This window comes from Geodermatophilus sabuli (assembly GCF_010686765.1).
Lineage (GTDB): Bacteria > Actinomycetota > Actinomycetes > Mycobacteriales > Geodermatophilaceae > Geodermatophilus > Geodermatophilus sabuli_A.
Genome location: NZ_JAAGWF010000005.1, coordinates 156,845 through 176,785 on the forward strand (window position 1 = coordinate 156,845; position 19,941 = coordinate 176,785).

Annotated in this window: 18 protein-coding genes; 4 read left to right on the forward strand and 14 right to left on the reverse strand. The window is 73.7% G+C overall.

The features are described 5' to 3' along the window. Positions 1-48: 48 nt before the first annotated feature. From GCU56_RS04345 to GCU56_RS04370, 6 genes are all read right to left on the reverse strand, one after another. Entirely contained in the window at positions 49-1,239 is a 1,191-nt protein-coding gene (locus GCU56_RS04345; RefSeq protein ID WP_204331430.1) for a branched-chain amino acid ABC transporter permease, read from the reverse strand. After that, positions 1,236-2,123: a branched-chain amino acid ABC transporter permease gene (locus tag GCU56_RS04350; RefSeq protein ID WP_163480289.1), complete on the reverse strand. Its 888-nt coding sequence runs from the start codon at positions 2,121-2,123 to the stop codon at positions 1,236-1,238. Before GCU56_RS04350 ends, GCU56_RS04345 begins: the two co-directional genes overlap by 4 nt. Further along, positions 2,123-4,003, reverse strand: a complete 1,881-nt coding sequence (locus GCU56_RS04355; protein ID WP_204331431.1) for an AMP-binding protein — start codon at positions 4,001-4,003, stop codon at positions 2,123-2,125. Before GCU56_RS04355 ends, GCU56_RS04350 begins: the two co-directional genes overlap by 1 nt. Continuing rightward, positions 4,000-4,851, reverse strand: a complete 852-nt coding sequence (locus tag GCU56_RS04360; protein WP_163480290.1) for an ABC transporter ATP-binding protein — start codon at positions 4,849-4,851, stop codon at positions 4,000-4,002. Before GCU56_RS04360 ends, GCU56_RS04355 begins: the two co-directional genes overlap by 4 nt. Beyond that, a complete protein-coding gene (locus GCU56_RS04365) occupies positions 4,848-5,639 on the reverse strand; it encodes an ABC transporter ATP-binding protein (RefSeq protein ID WP_440588729.1) in 792 nt (263 codons plus the stop codon). Before GCU56_RS04365 ends, GCU56_RS04360 begins: the two co-directional genes overlap by 4 nt. A 264-nt stretch (positions 5,640-5,903) precedes the next feature. Beyond that, positions 5,904-6,272, reverse strand: coding sequence for an anti-sigma factor antagonist (locus GCU56_RS04370; RefSeq protein WP_163480291.1), 369 nt, complete (start codon positions 6,270-6,272; stop codon positions 5,904-5,906). 194 nt (positions 6,273-6,466) lie between these two features. Here GCU56_RS04370 and GCU56_RS04375 point away from each other — a divergent pair, with 194 nt between their 5' ends. Together GCU56_RS04375 and GCU56_RS04380 are read left to right on the forward strand one after the other, a co-directional pair. Further along, a complete protein-coding gene (locus tag GCU56_RS04375) occupies positions 6,467-6,757 on the forward strand; it encodes a hypothetical protein (protein WP_163480292.1) in 291 nt (96 codons plus the stop codon). A 212-nt stretch (positions 6,758-6,969) separates the two neighbouring features. Continuing rightward, positions 6,970-7,344: a hypothetical protein gene (locus GCU56_RS04380; protein ID WP_163480293.1), complete on the forward strand. Its 375-nt coding sequence runs from the start codon at positions 6,970-6,972 to the stop codon at positions 7,342-7,344. A 104-nt stretch (positions 7,345-7,448) separates the two neighbouring features. Here the strand turns inward: GCU56_RS04380 and GCU56_RS04385 are convergent, their stop codons facing one another. Then, positions 7,449-10,430 carry a sacsin N-terminal ATP-binding-like domain-containing protein gene (locus tag GCU56_RS04385; RefSeq protein WP_163480294.1) on the reverse strand — a complete coding sequence of 994 codons (2,982 nt, stop codon included), beginning with the start codon at positions 10,428-10,430 and terminating at the stop codon, positions 7,449-7,451. Positions 10,431-10,575: 145 nt separating this feature from the next. Here GCU56_RS04385 and ppk2 point away from each other — a divergent pair, with 145 nt between their 5' ends. Next, on the forward strand, positions 10,576-11,508 hold the full coding sequence (gene ppk2 / locus GCU56_RS04390) for a polyphosphate kinase 2 (RefSeq protein ID WP_163480295.1): 933 nt from the start codon (positions 10,576-10,578) through the stop codon (positions 11,506-11,508). 46 nt (positions 11,509-11,554) lie between these two features. Here the strand turns inward: ppk2 and GCU56_RS04395 are convergent, their stop codons facing one another. The 7 genes from GCU56_RS04395 to GCU56_RS04425 are packed head-to-tail and all read right to left on the reverse strand — an operon-like array spanning position 11,555 to position 18,319. Continuing rightward, positions 11,555-12,892: an ABC transporter substrate-binding protein gene (locus tag GCU56_RS04395; RefSeq protein ID WP_163480296.1), complete on the reverse strand. Its 1,338-nt coding sequence runs from the start codon at positions 12,890-12,892 to the stop codon at positions 11,555-11,557. Continuing rightward, on the reverse strand, positions 12,892-14,127 hold the full coding sequence (locus tag GCU56_RS04400; RefSeq protein ID WP_163480297.1) for an ABC transporter permease subunit: 1,236 nt from the start codon (positions 14,125-14,127) through the stop codon (positions 12,892-12,894). Before GCU56_RS04400 ends, GCU56_RS04395 begins: the two co-directional genes overlap by 1 nt. Continuing rightward, on the reverse strand, positions 14,124-15,050 hold the full coding sequence (locus GCU56_RS04405) for an ABC transporter permease subunit (RefSeq protein WP_163480298.1): 927 nt from the start codon (positions 15,048-15,050) through the stop codon (positions 14,124-14,126). The genes GCU56_RS04400 and GCU56_RS04405 overlap by 4 nt, the downstream gene beginning before the upstream one ends. A gap of 14 nt (positions 15,051-15,064) precedes the next feature. Beyond that, on the reverse strand, positions 15,065-15,781 hold the full coding sequence (locus GCU56_RS04410) for an ATP-binding cassette domain-containing protein (protein ID WP_163480299.1): 717 nt from the start codon (positions 15,779-15,781) through the stop codon (positions 15,065-15,067). Further along, positions 15,774-16,616: an ATP-binding cassette domain-containing protein gene (locus GCU56_RS04415; RefSeq protein ID WP_163480300.1), complete on the reverse strand. Its 843-nt coding sequence runs from the start codon at positions 16,614-16,616 to the stop codon at positions 15,774-15,776. The genes GCU56_RS04410 and GCU56_RS04415 overlap by 8 nt, the downstream gene beginning before the upstream one ends. 4 nt (positions 16,617-16,620) lie before the next feature. Then, positions 16,621-17,607 (reverse strand): hypothetical protein, encoded by a 987-nt coding sequence (locus GCU56_RS04420; RefSeq protein WP_163480301.1) that lies wholly within the window; start codon positions 17,605-17,607, stop codon positions 16,621-16,623. Between the two features lie 31 nt (positions 17,608-17,638). Continuing rightward, on the reverse strand, positions 17,639-18,319 hold the full coding sequence (locus GCU56_RS04425) for a nuclear transport factor 2 family protein (protein WP_163480302.1): 681 nt from the start codon (positions 18,317-18,319) through the stop codon (positions 17,639-17,641). Positions 18,320-18,692: 373 nt separating this feature from the next. Between GCU56_RS04425 and GCU56_RS04430 the strand changes: the two genes are divergently transcribed. Continuing rightward, a complete protein-coding gene (locus GCU56_RS04430) occupies positions 18,693-19,889 on the forward strand; it encodes a cytochrome P450 (protein ID WP_163480303.1) in 1,197 nt (398 codons plus the stop codon). The last annotated feature ends 52 nt before the right edge of the window (positions 19,890-19,941 follow it).

The following is a 19,941-nucleotide window of genomic DNA, read 5'->3' on the forward strand; positions in this document are numbered from 1 at the left end:
CCGGAGGCTCGCCCCGAGCGTGCGAGGGGTGAGAGGGACGGGGCCCTGTCAGTAGCTGAAGGGCCACGCCTTCCAGTAGTTCCGGACGCGGATCCAGACGCCGTACAGCCCGCGCGGCTCGAAGATGAGGAACAACACGATCAGCAGGCCGTAGAGCAGCGTCTCGAACTGGAAGACGTTGGGCGTGTCGGTCGCGGAGGAGGACAGGAACGGCAGGTACGCGGGCAGCTCACGGGTCAGCCGCGGGAGCAGGGCGATGAAGAAGGCGCCCATGATCGAGCCGGAGATGGTGGCCACCCCGCCGATCAGGACCATCGCGATGAACTGCACCGACAGCAGCAACCCGAACGAGGACGGGTCGATGAAGCCGAGGATCGAGTACCACAGCGCCCCGGCGCAGCCGGCGTAGAAGCTGGAGACGACGAACGCCCGGCGCTTGACCCGCCGCACGTCGACACCGGTGATCTCCGCGGCGATGTCGCGGTCCCGGACGGCGGCGAAGCTGCGGCCCATCGCCGAGCGGGCGATGTTGCGACCGACCAGGGCGAAGAGCAGCAGCATGGCCAGCATCAGCCAGTACATCTGCTGGTCGCCGGAGAAGGACTCGCTGCGCCGCGACAGGTCCATCCCGAACAGCACCGGCTCGGCCGCCTGCCGGCCCACCCCGACGCCGCCGGTGAGCGAGTCCCACTCGCGGAACACGTGCTCGCCGATGAAGACCAGGCCGAGGGTGACGATCGCGAGGTAGAGGCCGCGCAGCCGGCTGGCCAGCGGCGCGACGACCAGCCCGAGCACGGCGGCGACGACGCCGGCGGCCAGCAGCCAGACCGGCAGGAACGTGATGCCGAGACCCCAGACCTCCTCGTCCTCGGGGTCACCGGCCACCACCGAGGCGGTGTAGGCGCCCACCCCCAGGAAGAAGGCGTGGCCGAGGGACACCTGCCCGGCGTAACCGGTCACCAGGTTGAGCCCGATCGCGCCGATGGACAGGACGCAGCCGGTGGCCAGCAGCCGCAGCAGGTCGTCCTGCAGGACGAAGGGCAGCAGGACGGCGAGGACCAGGAGCGCCCCGAGGCCGACCTTCTTGCCCCGGGTGTTGAGCAGCGCCATGTCCTGCGCGTAGGTGGTGTACATCGCCGGGCGGCCGCGGGGCCGTCGCCCCCCGCTGCGTGCGGTCGGCCCGGTCCCGGGAGTGCTCCCGGTGGCCGCCTCGGCGCGGCGCGGCTCCGTGGCCGTCATACCCGCTCCACCTCCCGCGTGCCGAACAGGCCGTAGGGCCGGACCAGCAGGACCAGCAGCAGGAGCACGTACGGCGACACCAGCGAGAAGTTCTGCCCGAGCCAGGGCGCCACGTCGGCCTGGTAGGCGGCGACGAAGGACTCGACGACCCCGACGGCGAGTCCGCCGACGACGGCGCCCTCGATGGAGTCCAGGCCCCCGATGATGATCGCCGGCAGCGCCTTGAGCGCGATGACCCAGGTGGACTGGTCCACCCCGCCGCCGGTGCCGACGAACGCCCCTGCCACGGCGGCCAGGCCACCGGCCATCGCCCATGACATGGCCATCGCGGTGCCGACGGAGACGCCCTGTACCAGCGCCGTCTCCTGGTCCAGGGAGGCCGCCCGCATGGCCAGCCCCCAGCGGCTGTAGCGGAAGAAGCTGAACAGCGCGGCGACCACGACGACGAGCACCACGATCATCGCGATGTACCGCTGCTGGACGGTCAGGCCCAGCACCTCGACGGTGGACAGCCCCCACGGGTCCCCGACCTGCCGGACGTCGCGACCGATGAAGACGTTGACGACGACGCGGATGGCGATGTCCAGGCCGAGCGTGATGATCGCGATGACGAACACCGGCCGGCCGATCATCGGCCGGATGGTCGCCCGCTCGATGCCCAGGCCCAGCGCGGCGATGCCCAGGGCGGCCAGCGGCACGGCGAGGTAGAAGCCGACCGGCCCGGCCAGGTAGCTCACCAGCGTCGCGCCGGCCAGCATCATCGCCGGCTGGGCGAAGCTGATGACCCTCGACGACTTGTAGATGATCACGAAGCTGACGGCGAGCATCGCGTAGAGCGAGCCGAAGCCCAGCCCGCGCACCAGGGTGGAGAGGACCTCCTCCATCAGCCGCGCCCTCCGCCGCGGTACATGCTCTCGACCAGGCCGGAGAACCGCTCAGCCATCGCGGCCCGGCGGACCTTCTGGGTGGCGGTGAGCTCGCCGTCCTCGTGGTCGAGCAGCTTGGGCAGCAGCCGGAAGGCCTTGACCTGCTCCACGGTGGCCAGCCGGCTGTTGACGTCGGTGACGATGCCCTGGACCAGGTCGAGGACCTCCTTCTTCTCGGTGAGGTCCCGGTAGGTGGTGAAGGCGATCCGCTGCTGCTGCGCCCAGTCGGAGACGGTGTCGGGCTCGATGCCGATCAGCGCGGTCAGGTAGGGACGCCGGTCGCCGATAAGCACCGCCTCCTTGACGTACGGGCTGACCTTGAGCGCGTTCTCGATCTCCGACGGCGCGACGTTCTTGCCGCCCGCGGTGATCATGATGTCCTTCATGCGGTCGGTGACCCGCAGGAAGCCGTCGTCCTCGAGCACGCCGACGTCCCCGGTGTGCAGCCAGCCCTCGCCGTCGATCGCCTCGGCGGTCGCGTCCGGGCGGTTCCAGTAGCCCTGGAAGGTGGCCGGGCCGCGGGTGAGGATCTCGCCGGTCGCCGGGTCGATCCGCAGCTCCACCGAGTCGTGCGCGACGCCGACCGAGCCGAGCTTCCACGTCCCGGGCCGGTTGGCGGTGGCCGACGCGGTGTTCTCGGTCATCCCGTAGACCTCGTAGACCGGGATGCCCAGACCCAGGAAGAACTGCAGGACGTCGATCGAGACCGGCGCCGCCCCGCAGCCGGCCCAGCGCACCCGGCGCAGCCCGAGCCGCTCGCGCAGTGCGCGCACCACCAGCACCCAGGCGAGGGCGTAGCGCAGCCGCGACCCGGCCGTGTGCCGCCCGCCGGTGGCGGCGAGGGTCTTCCCGACCTCCCCCGCGAGCTTCAGCCCGGCGCCGGCGATCGCGCCCTTGAGCGGGCTGGCCGCGGCCTGCTTCACCTGGACGGTGGCCAGCAGCTTCTCCCAGATCCGCGGGACGGCGAAGAAGAAGGTCGGCTGGATCTCGCGCAGGTTGGCCGGCACGGTGTCGATCGACTCGGCGAAGTTGACCTGGATGCCGGTGGCGGCGTTGTTCCAGGTGGTGAAGATCCGCTCGGCCACGTGGCACAGCGGCAGGTAGGACAGCGACAGGTCGCGCGGGCCGGCCGGCGGGTCGAGCAGGCCGCCGGCGCCGGTGAGCGCGCCGACGGTGGCCTCGACGTTGGCCACGCTGAGCATGGCGCCCTTGGGCAGGCCGGTCGTGCCCGACGTGTAGATCAGCGTCATCAGGTCGCCGGGCCGGGTCTGCGCCATCGTCTCGTCGACCAGGCCGGGGTACGCGGCGCGGTGCTCCCGGCCGCGGGCGAGGAAGTCCGACCAGGACAGCAACCGGGGGTCGGTGTAGCGACCACGGATGCCGCGCGGCTCGACGTAGACGACGTGCCGCAGGTCCGGCGTCCGGCCGGTCACCTCGAGCGCCTTGTCCACCTGCTCCTGGTCCTCGGCGACGAGCACGGTCGCACCGGAGTCGGCGAGCACGTGCACGACCTCGGCCGCGGGGTTGGTCGGGTAGAGCCCGACGGTGACGCCGCCGATCGCCACCGTGCCGAGGTCGGCGGTCAGCCACTCCCGCCGGTTCTCCGACTGGACGGCGACCCGGTCACCGCGGCCGACGCCGAGGGCGAGCAGGGCGTGGGCGACGTCCTGCACCTCGTCCCAGTACTCGGCCCAGCTGGTCTCCCGCCACAGGCCGAGCTCCTTGGTGCGCATGGCGACGCCGTCGGGGGTGGCGGCGGCGCGGTCGCGGACCCGGGTGACGACGGTCGTGGTGACGGCGGGTGCGTCCGAGGTGCGCCGCGGCGCGGTGGTGGTCACGGGTGCTCTCCTGCCGCTGCGGTCCCGGCGGCGCTGGGCGCCTTCGAGCGCCGGCCGCCGGTGGCGTGGTCCTCGCCGAGGTAGGCCTTGACGACGTCGGGGTTGCGCTGCACCTCGACCGGGGTGCCGGTGGTGATGGGGACGCCGAAGTCGACGACGAGCACGCGGTCGGCGAGGTCCATGACCAGGCCCATGTCGTGCTCGACCATGATCATCGGGATCTCGAGCTCGTCGCGGATGTCGAGGATGAAGCGCGCCATGTCCTCGGTCTCCTCGAGGTTCATGCCGGCCACCGGCTCGTCGAGGAGCAGGAGCTTGGGTTCCATCGCCAGGGCGCGGCCCAGCTCCACCCGCTTCTGGACGCCGTAGGGCAGCAGCCCGACCGGGAAGCCGCGGTACTGCGCCAGCTCGAGGAAGTCGACTATGTCCTCGACCGCGGCCCGGTCGGCCAGCTCGCTGCGGCGGGCGGGGCCCAGCCAGCCGGCCGCGGCGAACATGCCGTAGCGGACCGCGTGCGCGCGGCCGAGCATCAGGTTGTCGATCACCGTGAGGTTCTCGAACAGCTCGATGTTCTGGAAGGTGCGGGCCATGCCGCGGGCGGCGATGGTGTGCGGCCGCCGGCCGAGGACGGGCTCGCCGAGGAACCGCACCGAGCCCTCCTGCGGCCGGTACACCCCGGACAGCACGTTGAAGATCGACGTCTTCCCGGCGCCGTTGGGACCGATGATCGCGAACAGCTCGTGCTCGCCGACGGTGAACGAGACGCCGTTGATCGCCGTGACGCCCTTGAACCGCAGGGTGACGTCGGCGACCTCGACGACCGGCGCGGCTGCGCTTCCCGCGGTCATGACAGCCACCTCTTCCGGCGCCGGTAGTGCTTGACGTCCCGGAACGAGCGCGCGCTGCCCTCGGCGCCGAGCCCCAGGTAGAACTCGCGGATGTCGTCGTCGGCCAGGAGGTCCTCGGCGGGCTTGTCCATGACCACCCGGCCGGTCTCCATGACGTAGCCGTGGTCGGCGATCGACAGCGCCATCGAGGCGTTCTGCTCGACCAGCAGGACCGTCGTCCCCTGTTCGTTGATGGCGGTGATCAGGTCCCGGATGGAGCCGACCAGCTGCGGCGCCAGCCCGAGACTCGGCTCGTCGAGCAGCAGGTAGCGGGGGTTGCTCATCAGCGCCCGGCCCATGGCGAGCATCTGCTGCTCCCCGCCGGAGAGGTAGCCGGCCGCCTGGGTGCGCCGCTCGAGCAGTCGCGGGAACAGGTCGAAGACGCGCTCGAGGTTGGCGGCGCGGTCCTTGGGCTTGGTGTGGGCACCGACGCGCAGGTTCTCCTCGACGGTGAACTCGCCGAAGACGCGCCGCCCCTCGAGCACCTGGCTGATCCCGCGGTCGACGATCTGCTGCGGGCCGAGGTGGTCGATCCGCTCGCCGTCGAGGGAGACCTGGCCGCGGGTGATCTCCCCGTGGTGGATGTCGAGGAGTCCCGACAGTGCGCGGAGCAGCGTGGTCTTGCCGGCGCCGTTGGCACCGAGCAGGCCGACGATCTGCCCGTCCGGCACGTCCAGGCTCACGCCCCGGAGCACCAAGACGACGTCGTCGTAGACGACCTCGAGGTTGCTGACCGCCAGCACGTCCACCCATCCGCCGTCGGGATGTTGCAGGAGCCAACCGATGTGGCGCAGATCACATGGTGGGCTGAGCGGCGACAGTAGGTGGCCGGTCGGCCACGGGGGAAGCACAGGGAGAGCGGCACGCCATTTCGTTACGTGGGCGTCACCCACTCGCGCGACAGCGCCGCGTACCGGGTGAGCCCGTCGGGACGGGACACCGGACGGACGACGACGACCGTCCCGCCGGGCAGCGGCGGGACGGTCGTCGGAGGGGCGGCGCGAGCCGCCGGGTCAGGCGGCGCTGCCCTCGCCGGGCTCGACCTGCTCGACGGCCAGCAGCTGCCAGAGTCCGGTGATCTGCAGCGGCCGCGTGACCGCGCGGGTCGAGGCCAGCACCCTCAGCACGAAACCCTGCTCGTCGGAGCGCCGGTGGGCGGCGGCCAGCACGCACAGGCCGGCGGAGTCGAGGAAGGTCACGCGGTCGAGGTCGACGACCAGCTCGCGCGCTCCGCCCGCGAGGGCGGTGTCGAGGGCGGCCCGCAGGGCCGGAGCGGAGGAGGAGTCCACCTCACCGGTCACGGTGAGCCGGACGGACGAGCCGGAGGTGACCACATCGATGGACACCAGGTCGTCGACGGGGGTCAGGGAGGTAGCGGTCACGGCACGACGCCTCTCGAAGGGGCGGGCCCGCACGCGGGGAACCACAGCGGAGCCGTGGTGCGGCGAAGGAGTCCGGCACTTGTTCGACGGCTGACTGTTGAACCGCTGGTACCGACGGTAGGCATCGAACCGCTCCGAGGCAAGGGGCGGCCGCCGCGAGAGCCCAGCGTCACGTCCGGTGGATACTGGCGGGCGTGGCGAGACGGCTGATCGGGTGGGGCGCGGTCTGGGCCGCCGGGTCCGCGGCGGCCTTCGTCCTGCTCGACCCGATCCTGGCCGCGTTCCTCGCGATCCTGGGCCTGTGCGTCTGGGGCGTCGCGGCGCTGGCCAGCGACTGGGACCGGCACTCCTCGTTCGAGCAGCGCGAACTCGACCGGGCGCGCCGGCGGGCCGAGCGCCACGAGCGGGGCAGGGGCGCCCGCGAGCGCGACCGCGCGAGGTGGGCAGCCCACCAGCAGCGCCGCAGCGACCGCTCCTCCCGCTAGCCGGCACGCGAAAACCGGTCGACGGCTCCCCGTCGGTCCCCTAGCGTCTCTCGCATGCGCTCCTGAGTGCCCCGAGGCACCTCCCCCAGCGACACGCACCGCGGGTCGAGCCGTCGCTCCTCGCCGTCCCGCCCGGTTCCGGGGCACGCTGATCACCGTTCCCTCCCCGGCCGCGGCTGCCCGCGGCCGGGCCTGCCCTGCAGGAGGTCCCCATGTCACGACCACACCGCCCCCTCGACGGACCCGCCGCCGCCGCGCGCGCGGAACTGCCCGAGTCCGAGGCGGCCGCGTTCGACCGGCTGGCCGCCGCCGTCCTCGCCCATCCGGGTGCCGCGCTGGGCCCGACCCTCCGGGCCCAGCTGCCCGGCACCGAGGGGGTGCGCTGGCTGCACTCGGTCGGCCTGTCACCGACCACCCCGGCCACCGCCCTGGACGCCGGGCACTGGCTGTCGCTGTACCGCAGCTGGTCGGGCTCCGGGCGCGCACCGGCGTCCGGCGGGCCGGGTGGCCGCGGCGTCAACGGCCGACCGTCGTCCGCGCACGGCCACGCGGGAGGAGCGCACGCCATCCCGCGCTGGGGGCAGTAGGAGGACCCCGTCCTCCCCACCCCTCGCAGGCTCGAGGTGGGACCCGGGACGGGGCCGGGCTCGGGTGGGCCAGTGACCCGCTACCGAGGGGGGCGCCGTCGGCCTCACGGGCCGACGGCGTCCTCGGCGGCGAGTTCCGCGGCACGGTCGGGTGCGGCGAACGCCTCGGCCAGCGCCTGCCGCGCCGGCCAGGCCCCCGCCCGCCAGGCCAGGGCGCGGCCCAGCGCTGCGGGGCTGCCGTCGACGTGGTCCTCCTCCTCGCCGGGCCACCAGCTCACCGGCCGGCCACCGGCGAGCAGCGGCTCGTGCACGGCCACCCGTCCCTCCAGCGCCGCGAGGCCCAGGCGGGCGGCGGCCAGCGCCGCGCCCGGCACGCGCGACCAGGGCAGCCGGCGCGCCGGCCGGCTCTCCACCCCCGCCCGGACGACCTCGGTGGCCAGCGGCAGGTCCAGCAGGTCCGCCACGGCGTCCGGCTCCCCACCGGCCGGCACCAGCGGCCCCTCGACCAGTGGCAGCAGCCACGGCGCGTCGAGCACCACGGCGCCGTCGGCCGGCACGGCGCGGTCGGCCGCCACGCGGACCCGTGCCGGCGGGGCGACGTCCACCCCGTCGAGGGCCCGCGCCAGCCGCGCGTACAGCGTCCCCAGCACGGCCGGCGGCACCGTGCGCCGGGGATCGCCGAGCCGCTCGAGCAGGTCGAGCGCGCCGTCCACGTCGGCCAGCACGTCCGCCACCGTGGCCGGCGGGCGGAGCAGCTCGAGCAGCGCCGGATCGGCGCGGGCCGGTTCGTACAGTCCCTGCAACTCCGTGCCGGCGGGGTGCCGCAGCCGGTCGGGGCGGGCGCCGTCGAGCACCGGGTGGGTGCGCAGCCACCAGCGGAGGTAGCCGGGCACCGCCGTGCCGTCGAGCGAGACGTCGGCCCAGGCCGCAGCGGGCAGCGCGGTCAGCAGCGGTAGCGCCCGCGGCCAGTCGACCACCAGCTCCAGGTCCCGGACGGCGGTCAGCTGCGGCCACCGCGGCGGCGGGCTCCCGGGCGGCAGCCGGTCGAGGACGGCGTCGGCCCAGTCCGGCGCGGCGTCGACGTCCAGCTCGTCGGGGTCCTCGGCGCCGGTGAGGGCGAACCCGTCCAGCACCCCGACGGCCCGCAGGACGGCGGGGTCGGCGGCGACGGTGGAGCCCAGCGTCCCCAGGGACCCGCCGGCGAGGACGGCGGCGAACGGGGACCCCGGCAGCACCAGCTCCCCGGCCGGTGCCCAGCCCCCGTCGGCGTCGGGCAGCGCGAGCTCGGCCAGCCACGGCAGCTCGCCCGGCACCGTGCCCGCGGCCTCGACCAGGGCGAGCACCGCCTCGGCGAAGGCGGCCGGGTCGGCGTCCCAGGCGTCGTCGGCCGCGTCGAGGGACGCCTCCACGGCCGCCCGCACGTCCTGGTCGGCGAGCACGCCGGCGGCGGTCGCCGGCCGGGCGCCGAGCCGCTCCAGCAGTCGCCGGGCCGCCGGCGGCGCGACGGCGCCGGGGGCGGCCACCCGGAGCCCGAGCGGCCCGAGCCGGGGCACCGGCAGCTCCGCGTCGGGCAGCAGCACGCCGGCCGGGCCGTGGGCGGTGCGGCCGTCGGCCAGCGGCACCGGGAGTGCGGCCAGCTCCTCGCGGTCCGCGCCGTCCAGCGCTGCGTAGAGCGCCCCCCACCACGCCGCGGGCCGGCCGACGCCGCGCACCGCCTCCACCACCTCGGCCGTGCCGACCCGCCGCACGCCGAGGGCGGCCAGCGCCGGGGCGTCGGTGCGGCGGGACCAGTCCGCCGGCAGCAGCCCGGGCAGCACGTCGGTGAGCGCCGCGACCCGCTCCGGGGTCGCCTCGGCCAGCACCACCGCGCGGTCCGGGCACTGCCGGTCGCCGTCGTGCCCGGCGACCGGCAGCCACGCCGCCGCCCGCAACCGCTCGAGGACCGCGGTGCCCAGCGCGGCGTCCAGCTCCGCGCCGGCCAGCCCGACCCGCGGGACGAGGCCGAGCACCGCCGGGTGGGCCGGCAGCCCGGCGAGCAGGCCGGCGTAGGCGTCCGCGGCGACGTCGACCAGCACGTCGGTGACCGGTCCGGGCAGCACGTGCCGCCGGTCGGGGCCGAGGGGGAACGGGGCGACCAGCCGGACCGGGAGGCTGAGCGGCTCGTCGCTGGGCGTCGGGGCGTGCACCCGCTGCGGCACCGGCAGCGGCTCCGGGGCGCCGTCGTGGGTCAGCGGTACCGCCCAGGTGACGGCGTACCCGCGGCGGGCGCGCTCCTCGACCGGCCGGTCGGCCACCGTCGCCGGAGCCAGCTCACCCGTGCGCCGCTGCACCCGCCAGGTCGTCGTCCGTCCGCCGTCGGTGAGCTCGACCTCGGTCCCCCGGTCCCGGACCGCGAGCGACCGGGTCGCGCCGTCGACGACGACGTCCACCGCGGCCAGGCCCGGCAGCCCGAGCAGCAGCGCGGCGTCGAGCCCGGCCAGCGCGGCCCGGACGGTCCCGCCCGCACCGGCGCGCAGGGGCAGCACCACCTCGGTCGCGAACCCCTCCGGCGGCACCCCCTCCGCCGGCCACGGCAGCCGCAGGACCGGGACGGCGCCGTCGCGGCGGGAGAGCTCGTCGGCCAGTGCCCCGATGCCGGCCACCTCGGCGCGGGTGCGGGTCGCGCTGAAGGCCACGCTCCCGGTGGTGGAGTGCAGCGCCGGCTCGTCGCTGACCGCCAGGACGGCGGCGAAGCCCACCCCGTACCTGCCGACCGTCTCGACCGGCTCCGCCCGCTTGGCCGAGGCGCGGAGCGAGGCCAACCCCTGGACCCCGGCGGCGTCCAGCGGCGCGCCGGTGTTGGCCGCCCGCAGCACCTCACCGCCGGAGCCGTCGGAGGTCAGCTCCAGCCGCAACCGCCCGGGCACCCGGGCGCGTGCGGCGGCGTCGGCGGCGTTCTGCGCCATCTCGACCAGCAGCCGGTCGCGGTACCCGCCGCGCACGAGGTCCTCCTCGGCGTTGGCGTCCTCGCGGAAGCGGGCCGGGGAGTCGGTCCAGGCGGCCAGCACGCGCCGCCGCAGCTCGGCGGTGGCGAAGGGGTCGGGCACCGCGACAGCATCGCAGCGGCGCGCCGCAGGTCGTGCGTGCGCGGGAGCCCGGGCGGGGTAGTCCACGTCCGTGAGCGAGCTCGCGAGCTCACGCGTGGACACAGCAGCGCCGCGGATGCGGCGACGAGCGCCGGCGAGGAACTGCATGAGCGAGATCGACGTGTCGCAGTACCGGCTCCAGGCCCTGCCCGGCGACGACTCCGACGAGGACTGGGACGACGACGGCGAGCTGTTCGGCCCCGACGGCCGGCGGGTCGACACCTGGCGGGAGGGCTATCCCTACGACGAGCGGCTGCCCCGTCGCGAGTACGAGCACGAGAAGCGCCGGCTGCAGATCCAGCTGCTGCGGCTGCAGGGCTGGGTGAAGGACACCGGCCAGCAGCTGGTGGTCCTCTGCGAGGGACGGGACGCGGCCGGCAAGGGCGGCACGATCAAGCGGTTCACCGAGCACCTCAACCCGCGGGGGGCCCGGGTGGTGGCACTGGACAAGCCCTCGGAGCGCGAGCAGACGCAGTGGTACTTCCAGCGCTACGTGTCCCACCTGCCGGCCGCCGGGGAGATCGTCCTGTTCGACCGCTCCTGGTACAACCGTGCGGGCGTCGAGCGGGTGATGGGGTACTGCACCGACGAGCAGTACGAGCGCTTCATGCGCCAGGCGCCGGAGTTCGAGCGGATGCTGGTCGACAGCGGCATCCACCTGGTCAAGTTCTGGTTCTCGGTCTCGCGGCGCGAGCAGCGCACCCGGTTCATCGTCCGGCGGATCGACCCCGTGCGGCAGTGGAAGCTCTCCCCCACCGACCTCGCCTCCCTCGACCGGTGGGACGACTACACCGCGGCCAAGGAGGCGATGTTCGCCGCCACCGACACCGAGCACGCGCCCTGGACGGTGATCAAGAGCAACGACAAGAAGCGGGCCCGACTGGAGGCGCTGCGCGCCGTGCTGAGCTCGCTGCCCTACGCGGGCAAGGACGAGGCGGTCGTCGGCACGCCGGACCCGAACATCGTCGTCGCCGCCGCCGACGTCCTGGAGTCCGACCGGGAGGCGCTGGAGCGCGGGGAGCTCGCCGCGGCCCGCTGAGCCCGGCACCGCCCGCCGCGGGAGCGGACGGGCGGTGCCGGTCGGGTCAGCCCTGGCCGACGATCTGCCCGCTCTCGCCCGAGTAGTCCCACTCCATCGCCGTCTCCCAGCCCTTGGTCTCCGCGGAGTAGGCGGCGATCTCGCCGGACTCGGCGATGAACGGGTCGTCGGGGCCGCTGGTGGTCGCCTGCGGGTTGAGCATCAGCGGCCGCTCCATGTCGGTGTTCCAGGCGGCGTTCATCAGGTTGGCCCGGGTGAGTCCGCCCTCCATCTCGGCGGCATCCCGCAGGTTCTGCACCATCAGCTCGCCCCACCCGTAGCCGTCCAGCGCGTTGCCCAGCGGGGCCAGCTCACCCTGGCCGGCGGCCTCCATGTCGGCCAGGTACTCCTGCATGGCCGGGTCGTCGTCCCACCGCGGGTCGGTGGGGTCCTTGCGGAACAGCGGCGCGACGGCGCCTTCACCGGCGGGGTCGGAGGGAGAGATCCACTGCTGTGCCGCGTTCGCCGACGAGTTCAGCACCACCAGGCCCTCGTAGCCGGCCCGGGCCAGGCCGGTCAGGAAGCCGGGCGCGAAGTTGGGGAGGGCCGCCAGCACGATGGCGTCGGGCTGCCCGGCCACCGCGGCGGAGATCTGCGCGTCGAAGTTCGTCGCCCCGCCCGGGATGGTCTGCGGCGGCTGCATGGTCAGGCCGGCCTCCTCGGCCAGGCCCGGCATGGCGGCGTTGAAGTCCTCCGCCAGCGCCTCGGTGCCCAGGATCTGGGTGACCGAGCCGCCGGGGACCTGCTCGGCGATGTAGTCGACGATCGCCTGGATCTCCACGGGTGCCGGGGGGATGCCGTTGACCACCCACGGGTTCTCCTCCGGGTCCTGGAAGCCCGGGGAGGTGGTGATGGCCCACAGCTGCGGCACGCACGCGCCGGCGTAGATCGGGATGGTCGCGTTGATCTGCGGGGTGCCGACCTGCGCCAGGGTGCCGAAGACCTCCTCCGGGCCGATGAACGCCTGCGCGTTGGTGACCGCGCGGGCGGCGTCGAAGGCGTCGTCCCGGGCGACGAGCTCCAGCTGGTGGCCGTCGATGCCGCCCTCGGCGTTGACCTTCTCGAAGTAGGCGGTGATGCCGGCGACGTTGGCGGCTCCCGGGACGGCGAGCGGGCCGCTGAGCGGCTGGCTGGAGCCGACCCGGATCGGCTCTCCGTCGGCGAGCTCGGTCGTCGCCTCCTCCGGACAGGCCGAGGTGTCGACGCTGAACTCCCCCTCGGCGTTGGTCTGCCCACCACCGCCACCACCGGCGTCACCCTCGCTGCGGGTGTCGCCGCAGGCGGCGACGCCCAGCAGCAGCAGGCCGGCGCCGGTCAGCGCCAACGAGCGGCGTGTCCTCGTCATCACGTTCTCTCCTCCTGGCTGGAGCCCCGGGGCGGGGCCATGGCCCGGGCAGGGGGCCCGGGGTCGTGCGACAGGTCGTGGTCGCCGGCGGCCGTGACCGGTCCGCCGATCGCCGGACTGGGTCCGGCCAGTCCGCCGTCGGGAGCGCCCGGCGTGGTGTCGCTGCCGGACGGCGTCGGCCCGGCCGCCGCCTCCGGCGGGACGATCACGAGGAAGCGGGTCCGCAGCCGGGTCAGCAGCGGCACCAACCCGGCCGGGACGAAGTAGATGAAGACGATGAGGATGAGGCCGTAGATCACGTTGGCGAAGAGCCCGGGCTGGTCGGTGAGCTCGCGGAGGACCGGGATCTGCCCGGCCCACTCGGCGGTGTAGTAGGGCAGGAACACCATCGCGATGCCGCCGATCCACGCCCCGGACACGGTGGCCGCACCGCCGAGCACCATCGCGGTGATGAACAGCAGGGTGATGGTGAAGCCGACGGTCGCCGGGCTGACGATCGGCGTGGTGAGCAGGTAGAGGCAGCCGCCCACCGCCCCGTAGAGGGCGCTGATCGCGAACGCGACCGTCTTCACCTCCGCGGGCCAGATCCCGGCGATGGCCGCCGCGGTGCCGTTGTCCCGCAGCGCCACCATCGCCCGGCCCATCCGGCTGCGGACCAGCCCGGTCGCCAGCCAGAACAGGACGCCGGCGATCGCGGCCATGACGATGAACGTCCAGCCGCGGTCGGAGACGTCGAGGCCGAACCACGCGGGTTTGTCCCAGCTGACCTGCACGGTCTTCCCGGCCACTCCGCCGGTGCCCAGCGCGAGACCGACCGGCTGGCTGACCACGACCGGGAACGCGACGCCCACGGCCAGGGTGATGACGGCGAGGTAGAGCCCGTGCAGGCGCAGCGCGGGGATGCCGACCACGAACCCGAGGGCCAGCCCGAGGAGTGCGGCGACCGGCACGGTCGCCGCCCAGGCCCAGCCGTGGTCGGTGACCAGGATGGCGGTGGTGTAGGCGCCCAGACCGAAGAAGGCCCCGTGGCCGAGGGAGACCTGACCGGTGAAGCCGGTGACCAGGTTCAGGCCCAGGACGGCCACCGCGTACGCGATGACCAGGCTGAACTGCCCGATCCGGAAGTCGCTGGACAGCAGCGGCAGCGCCAGGGCGACCAGGACGGCGAGGGCCAGCCCGGCGCCCTGCCACAGCCGGTGGGCTCGCGAGCCCTCCAGGACGACGCGCGTCTTCACACCCGCTCCAGGGTCTTGGTGCCGAACAGGCCCTGCGGCCGGACCAGCAGGACCACGAGGACGACGACCAGGGCGATGACGACGCTCAGGTCACCCTCCACGACGGTGAACAGCCCCGGCACGAAGGCCATGACCAGACCGAGGACCAGCCCGCCGACCGCTGCACCCGGGACGCTGTCGAACCCGCCGAGCGTGGCGGCAGCCAGCCCGAAGATGAGGATCACGCCCATCGAGTTGAAGTCCAGCGTGCCGGCGGTCTCGGCGACCAGGGCGGCGGCCAACGTGCCGAGGGCGGCGGCGATGCCCCAGCCGAACATGTACATCCGGCCGACCGGGATGCCCATCACCTGAGCGGCCTCCCGGTTGGCCGCCACGGCCCGGTAGCCCAGGCCGAGCTTGGTCTTCTCGAGCAGCAGCCACAGGCCGAGCAGGAGTGCGACCAGCACGGCCAGGACGCCGAGGGAGACGTAGGTGACGAAGAACGGCGGGGGGCCGGTGAGGACGTCGACCTTGTCCTCGATCCCGCCGGGGATCGGCTCCGGCGCCTCGACCGGCTGGGTGCCCCAGATGATGGCCACGCCGGCGTTGATGATCAGGAACAGCGCCAGGGTCGCGAGGATGACGGGGAAGACGCCCCGGCGCTCGAGCGGCCGGATCAGCCCGCGCTCGAGGCCGGCGCCGAGGGCGAAGGACAGCAGGAACGCGATGCCGATGGCGATCCAGACCGGGACCCCGCGCCGGGTGAGCTCGAACACCGCGAACGCGCCCAGGGTGGCCATCTCGCCCTGGGCGAGGTTGATGTGGCTGGTCGTCTTGTAGACCAGCACGATCGCCAGCGCGACCAGGGCGTAGAGGGCACCATTGGTCAGGCCGCCGGTGAGCAGGGTCAGCAGGTAGGCGGGGTTGTCGATGTTGGGCGACACGTCGGCGGACCCCCTCAGTAGCCCAGATAGGCGCGGCGCATGTCCTCGTTGCCCCGCACCTCGTCGGCGGTGCCTCCGAGCACGATCGAGCCGGACTCGAGGACGTAGCCCCGGCCCGCGAAGGACAACGCCAGCTCGGCGTTCTGCTCGACGATGAGCATGGACACCGACTCCTCGCGGTTGATCTGCTCGAGCTGGCGGAACAGCTCCCGGGTGATGATCTGGGCGAGGCCCAGCGAGGGTTCGTCGAGGAGCAGCAGGCGCGGCCGGCCCATCAGTCCCCGGGCGACCGCCAGCATCTGCTGCTCACCGCCGCTCATCCCGCCGGCGAGCTGCGTGCGCCGCTCGGCCAGCCGGGGGAAGACGCCGTACCAGCGTTCGATGTCTGCCTGGATCCCGGCGGTGTCCCTGCGGTTCCAGGCGCCGACCCGCAGGTTCTCCTCGACCGACAGCGAACCGAAGACCCCCCGGCCCTGGGGGACGTGCGCGATGCCCTGACGGATGACCCACTCCGTGGGCCGGCCGACGAGCTCCTGGCCGGCGAGGCGCACCGAGCCGCGGGTGCCGACCATGCCGCAGATGGCGCGCAGGGTGGTGGTCTTGCCGGCGCCGTTGGCGCCGAGCAGGACGACGACCTCCCCCTCGCCCACCTCCAGGTCCAACCCGCGGAGCACCTCGACCTCGCCGTAGGCGGCATGGACGTCCGACAGCTGCAGGAGCGCCTCAGCCACGATCGCTCCCGTCCCCGTCGCGGTGGACGTCGCCGCCGAGGTAGGCCGCGATGACGGCGGGGTCCCGCTGCACCTGCGCGGGCGTCCCGTCGGCGATCCGGCGGCCGAAGTCCAGCACGGTCACCCGGTCGCTGATGCCCATCACCATCTTCATGTGGTGCTCCACCAGCAGGACGGACAACGCGAAGTCGTCGCGCAGTGTCCGGATCACCGAGCCGAGCTCGTCGACCTCCGAGTGGGTGAGGCCGTTGGCCGGCTCGTCGAGCAGCAGCAGCTTGGGCCGGGCGGCCATGGCCCGCGCCAGCTCGATCCGCTTCATCGTGCCGAACGGCAGCCCGGCCACCGGTCGCAGCGCCAGGGAGGCCAGGCCCAGCCGGTCCAGCAGGGCCATGGCGTCCGCCCGGGCCGCCGCGTCGTTGCGCCGGGTCCCGAGCCGGAGCGCGGCGGACACCCAGCCGCCCGAACCCCGTGAGTGCGCGCCCACCGTGATGTTGTCGAGGACCGTCATCGTGGGGAAGAGCGCGATGTTCTGGAAGGTGCGGGCGACCCCGACGGAGGCGATCCGGTGGGCCGGCAGCCGCAGCAGGTCCTGACCGTCGAGCAGCACCCGACCCGAGCTCGCCTCGTACACCCGGCTGACGACGTTGAACATGGTCGTCTTCCCGGCACCGTTGGGGCCGATCAGCCCGCAGATGCTGCCCCGCGGGACGTCGAAGGACAACCCGTCGAGGGCGACCACGCCCCCGAAGCGGACGCTCACGTCCTCGACCCGCAGCAGGGGCGTCGCGTCGTCCGCTGCCGGTCGCGACGCCGCGGCGGCGGTTGCCCCGGTCACCGGGTCACTGCCATCGGAGGAAGCCCATGCCGCACCCGGTGCCCGCGGCGGTGCGGTAGCACGGGGCGTACTCCGACCACAGCACCTCGCGGTCGTGCATGGCACCGGCGACGGCGACCCAGTTGCGGATCTCCGACGAGCCGGCGTTGAGCAGGTCGTCGGGGATGCCGCGCAGCGACTCGGCGTCCCGCCGGGCGATGCCGTCGAGCACCCGCCGGTCCAGCTGCTCGTCGACGACGAAGTGCGACAGTCCGCCCGAGGCGACCAGCACCACCCGGGCGTCCACCGGCGAGGCCTCCAGCGCCGCGCGCAGGGCCCGGCCGAAGTCGTGGCACCGCCGCGCCGAGGGCTGGTTGGGCGGGTAGTAGGTGTTCAGCATGACCGGCACCACGGGCACGTCGGTGCGCTCGCCGAGCAGCCGCTGGATGATGAAGCCGTAGGCGTGACCGAACCCGTGCCCGGGCGGGGTGCTCGCGACGCTGGCGACGTCGAAGTCGCGGGCGACCAGGCCGCGGATGGCGTCGAGCGCCAGCTGTGGGTGGCCGTCGAACTGGTGGACGGCGTCCATGGCGTAGCCGGACTTGACCGCCTCGAAGAACTCACCGGGCGGTGCGCCCTCCATGGTCCCGGTCTCCCACCTGTCGCCCCAGAAGATCGCCATGGACGGCTGGTTGGTGGCGTCGAAGACCTCCTCCTGGTCGTCCCCGATCACCACCAGGACGTCGGGCCGCAGCTCGGCCAGGTCGGCGGCCAGGCGGTCCATGCCCTCCACGCAGGCGGTGTAGCGCTGCTCCCACACCTCGTCGGTCAGCTCCGCGGCGTACCGGTCGCCCACCGCGGCGGAGAGCTCGTCGAAGGTGACGTGCCGGCCGGAGGTGTCGTAGAGCTCCTTGTTGCTCCGGTCCTGTGCCGCCCGCTCGCGCCACAGGCGCGGGTTGGTGAGCAGCATCGGGCTGTGCGAGGTGCCGATCGCCCCGACGACGGTGGCCATCACAACTCCTTGGGCTCGGGGACGCGCAGTCTCAGTCGGTGACCTGGCGGCCGGTCACCGGGTGCACGTAGTGGAACGGCATCGTCTCGGTGTGCGGGAACATCGACCAGTCGTCGACGATCTCGTCGGGACCGTGCGGGTCGGTCGGGTAGGTCTCGGTGAGGTACCCCGCGTACTCGACCGGGGCGCGCGACCAGCCCTTGTCGAAGTCGCCCTGCCAGAACGAGCGCATGTTGAGGACCTTGATCCGCCACTGGCCGTCCTGCTTGACGTACTCGTTCTCGTAGAGGCCGCCCTCGAACCACTGGCGGAAGCCGGGCACGGTCTCGTGGGTGCCCGCCTGCATCACCGAGCGGAACCGGGCGCGCGCGGACTGGCCGTCCTCCGAGAGCGTGATGATCCCCTGCATCTGCGGGTGGTCGAGCAGCCGGCCGTAGCGCGGCCCGTTGTGCCCCTCGGCGAACTTGGTCATGAACCGGCCGGTGTAGAGGCGCTTGGCGCCCTCCTTGCCGTGGAAGACGCCGTGCAGGAAGTGCACCCGGGTGTCCTCGCCGTCGGCGAAGAGCTCGACGACCTCCTCGTAGTACGTCTTGTCGAGGTAGTAGCCGTAGGTGTACTGCAGCCGCCGGATCGCCTCGACGTCCTCGGCCCGGGTGAGCCGGTTCTCGAGCTGTGCGATCCGCGCCTCGAGGGCGGCCACCTGGTCAGTCATGGGATGTCCTCCGCAGTGCCTCTGCCGGCGCCGCCGGTCGCGACGAGGGCACTCGGGAACGTATGCGTGACGCTGGTCACCGTCAACGATCTGACAAACGTTTCTGCGGGACGGCAGAGGACTCGCGTCCCGCCCGGCGACCACGCCTCCCGCTCCTGCTGCAGAACTGCAGGTCAGCGGCGCGTCTGCGGGCCGCGCAGGCGCGCTGCCCCGCCCCGGACAGGTCTGATGCGCTTCCTTGACGGGAGGCGGTGACGGTGCCAGTGTCCGGTCCTGACCCACCCGGGGGGGCCGCGCGCCGGGCCCGGCCGGGAGGACGCCTGGCCGGAGCCGGGTGACGGGCACCGGGGCCCGGACGGAGAGAGGGACGCGCATGCTGATCGACGCCGCCGCGAGACTCGAGCCGGAGGCGCTGCGGTGCCCCTTCCCGGCCTACGCGGAGCTGCGGGAGCGTGGGGTGACGTTCGTCGAGGCGGCCAACGCCTGGCTGGTGACCCGCGCCGAGGACGTCGACGCCGTCCTGCGCGACCCGGAGACGTTCTCCTCCCGCAACGCCATCGGGGCGCCGCCCATCCCGCCGCAGAGCGAGCTGGCCCGGCACGTCCCGTTCCTGCTGCTGTCCGACGAGCCGGAGCACGCGCAGCGACGCAAGCTCGTGCAGCGCGCCTTCACCCCGAGCCGGCTGGCCCGGTTCGAGCCGCGGATCCGCGAGCTGTGCACCGCCCTGGTCGACGACGTCCGGGGGCAGACCGAGGTGGACGCCATGGCGGCGCTCGCCGTGCCCCTGCCGATCGCGGTGATCACCACCGTGCTCGGCGTCCCCGACGAGGAGACCGCGTCCTTCCGCTCGCTGTCGGAGGAGCTCGCCGCGACGGTCGGGAACCACAGCGCGGACCCGGGCGAGATCGTGCGGATCGCCAAGGAGTTCGCCGCCCTCCTGGCGCCCTCGCTCGAGGCCGCGGCCGCAGCCGGCGAGGACGAGGACACGATCCTGCACACGATCGCCGCGGCCGAGCGCACCGCCGGCCTGCCGCGGCACGACTCGACCCGGTTCGTCATGGAGCTGCTCATCGCCGGCAACATCACGACGACCGACCACCTGGGCAACAGCATCCTGCTCCTGGCCCGGGACCCCGGACTGGCCGACCGGCTGCGCGCGGACCCGTCGCGCCTGAGCTTCTTCATCGAGGAGTCGCTGCGGCTGGAGTCCCCCATCCAGGGCCTGTTCCGCCTGACGACGCGGGACACCGAGGTGGGCGGCGTGGCCATCCCGGCCGGCGCCCGCGTGCAGGTGATGTACGGCTCGGGCAACCGGGATGCCGCGCTGGTCGAGCGGCCCGACGAGCTCGACCTCGCGCGGCACAGGCCGTCGGCGCACCTGGCGTTCGGCAGGGGTGTGCACTCGTGCCTGGGCAACATCCTCGCCCGGCTGGAGAGCCGCGTCGCCCTGGAGACGCTGCTGGGGAGCATCCCCCGCTTCGAGCTGGCGGTGGAGCCGGACCAGATCGACTACCTGCCGAGCTTCGTCAACCGAGGGCCCCAGGAGCTCCCGCTGCGCCTGACGTGGTGACCCCGCAGCCGGGTCACCGTCGTGCACGACGCCCGGCCGGTGCGCCCGTGGA

Coding starts and splice junctions, on each gene's coding strand:
- GCU56_RS04345 (WP_204331430.1), bottom strand. CDS start 1,239: ATGACGGCCACGGAGCCGCGCCGCGCCGAGGCGGCCACCGGGAGCACT.
- GCU56_RS04350 (WP_163480289.1), bottom strand. CDS start 2,123: ATGGAGGAGGTCCTCTCCACCCTGGTGCGCGGGCTGGGCTTCGGCTCG.
- GCU56_RS04360 (WP_163480290.1), bottom strand. CDS start 4,851: ATGACCGCGGGAAGCGCAGCCGCGCCGGTCGTCGAGGTCGCCGACGTC.
- GCU56_RS04380 (WP_163480293.1), top strand. CDS start 6,970: ATGTCACGACCACACCGCCCCCTCGACGGACCCGCCGCCGCCGCGCGC.
- ppk2 (WP_163480295.1), top strand. CDS start 10,576: ATGAGCGAGATCGACGTGTCGCAGTACCGGCTCCAGGCCCTGCCCGGC.
- GCU56_RS04395 (WP_163480296.1), bottom strand. CDS start 12,892: ATGACGAGGACACGCCGCTCGTTGGCGCTGACCGGCGCCGGCCTGCTG.
- GCU56_RS04420 (WP_163480301.1), bottom strand. CDS start 17,607: ATGGCCACCGTCGTCGGGGCGATCGGCACCTCGCACAGCCCGATGCTG.
- GCU56_RS04425 (WP_163480302.1), bottom strand. CDS start 18,319: ATGACTGACCAGGTGGCCGCCCTCGAGGCGCGGATCGCACAGCTCGAG.
- GCU56_RS04430 (WP_163480303.1), top strand. CDS start 18,693: ATGCTGATCGACGCCGCCGCGAGACTCGAGCCGGAGGCGCTGCGGTGC.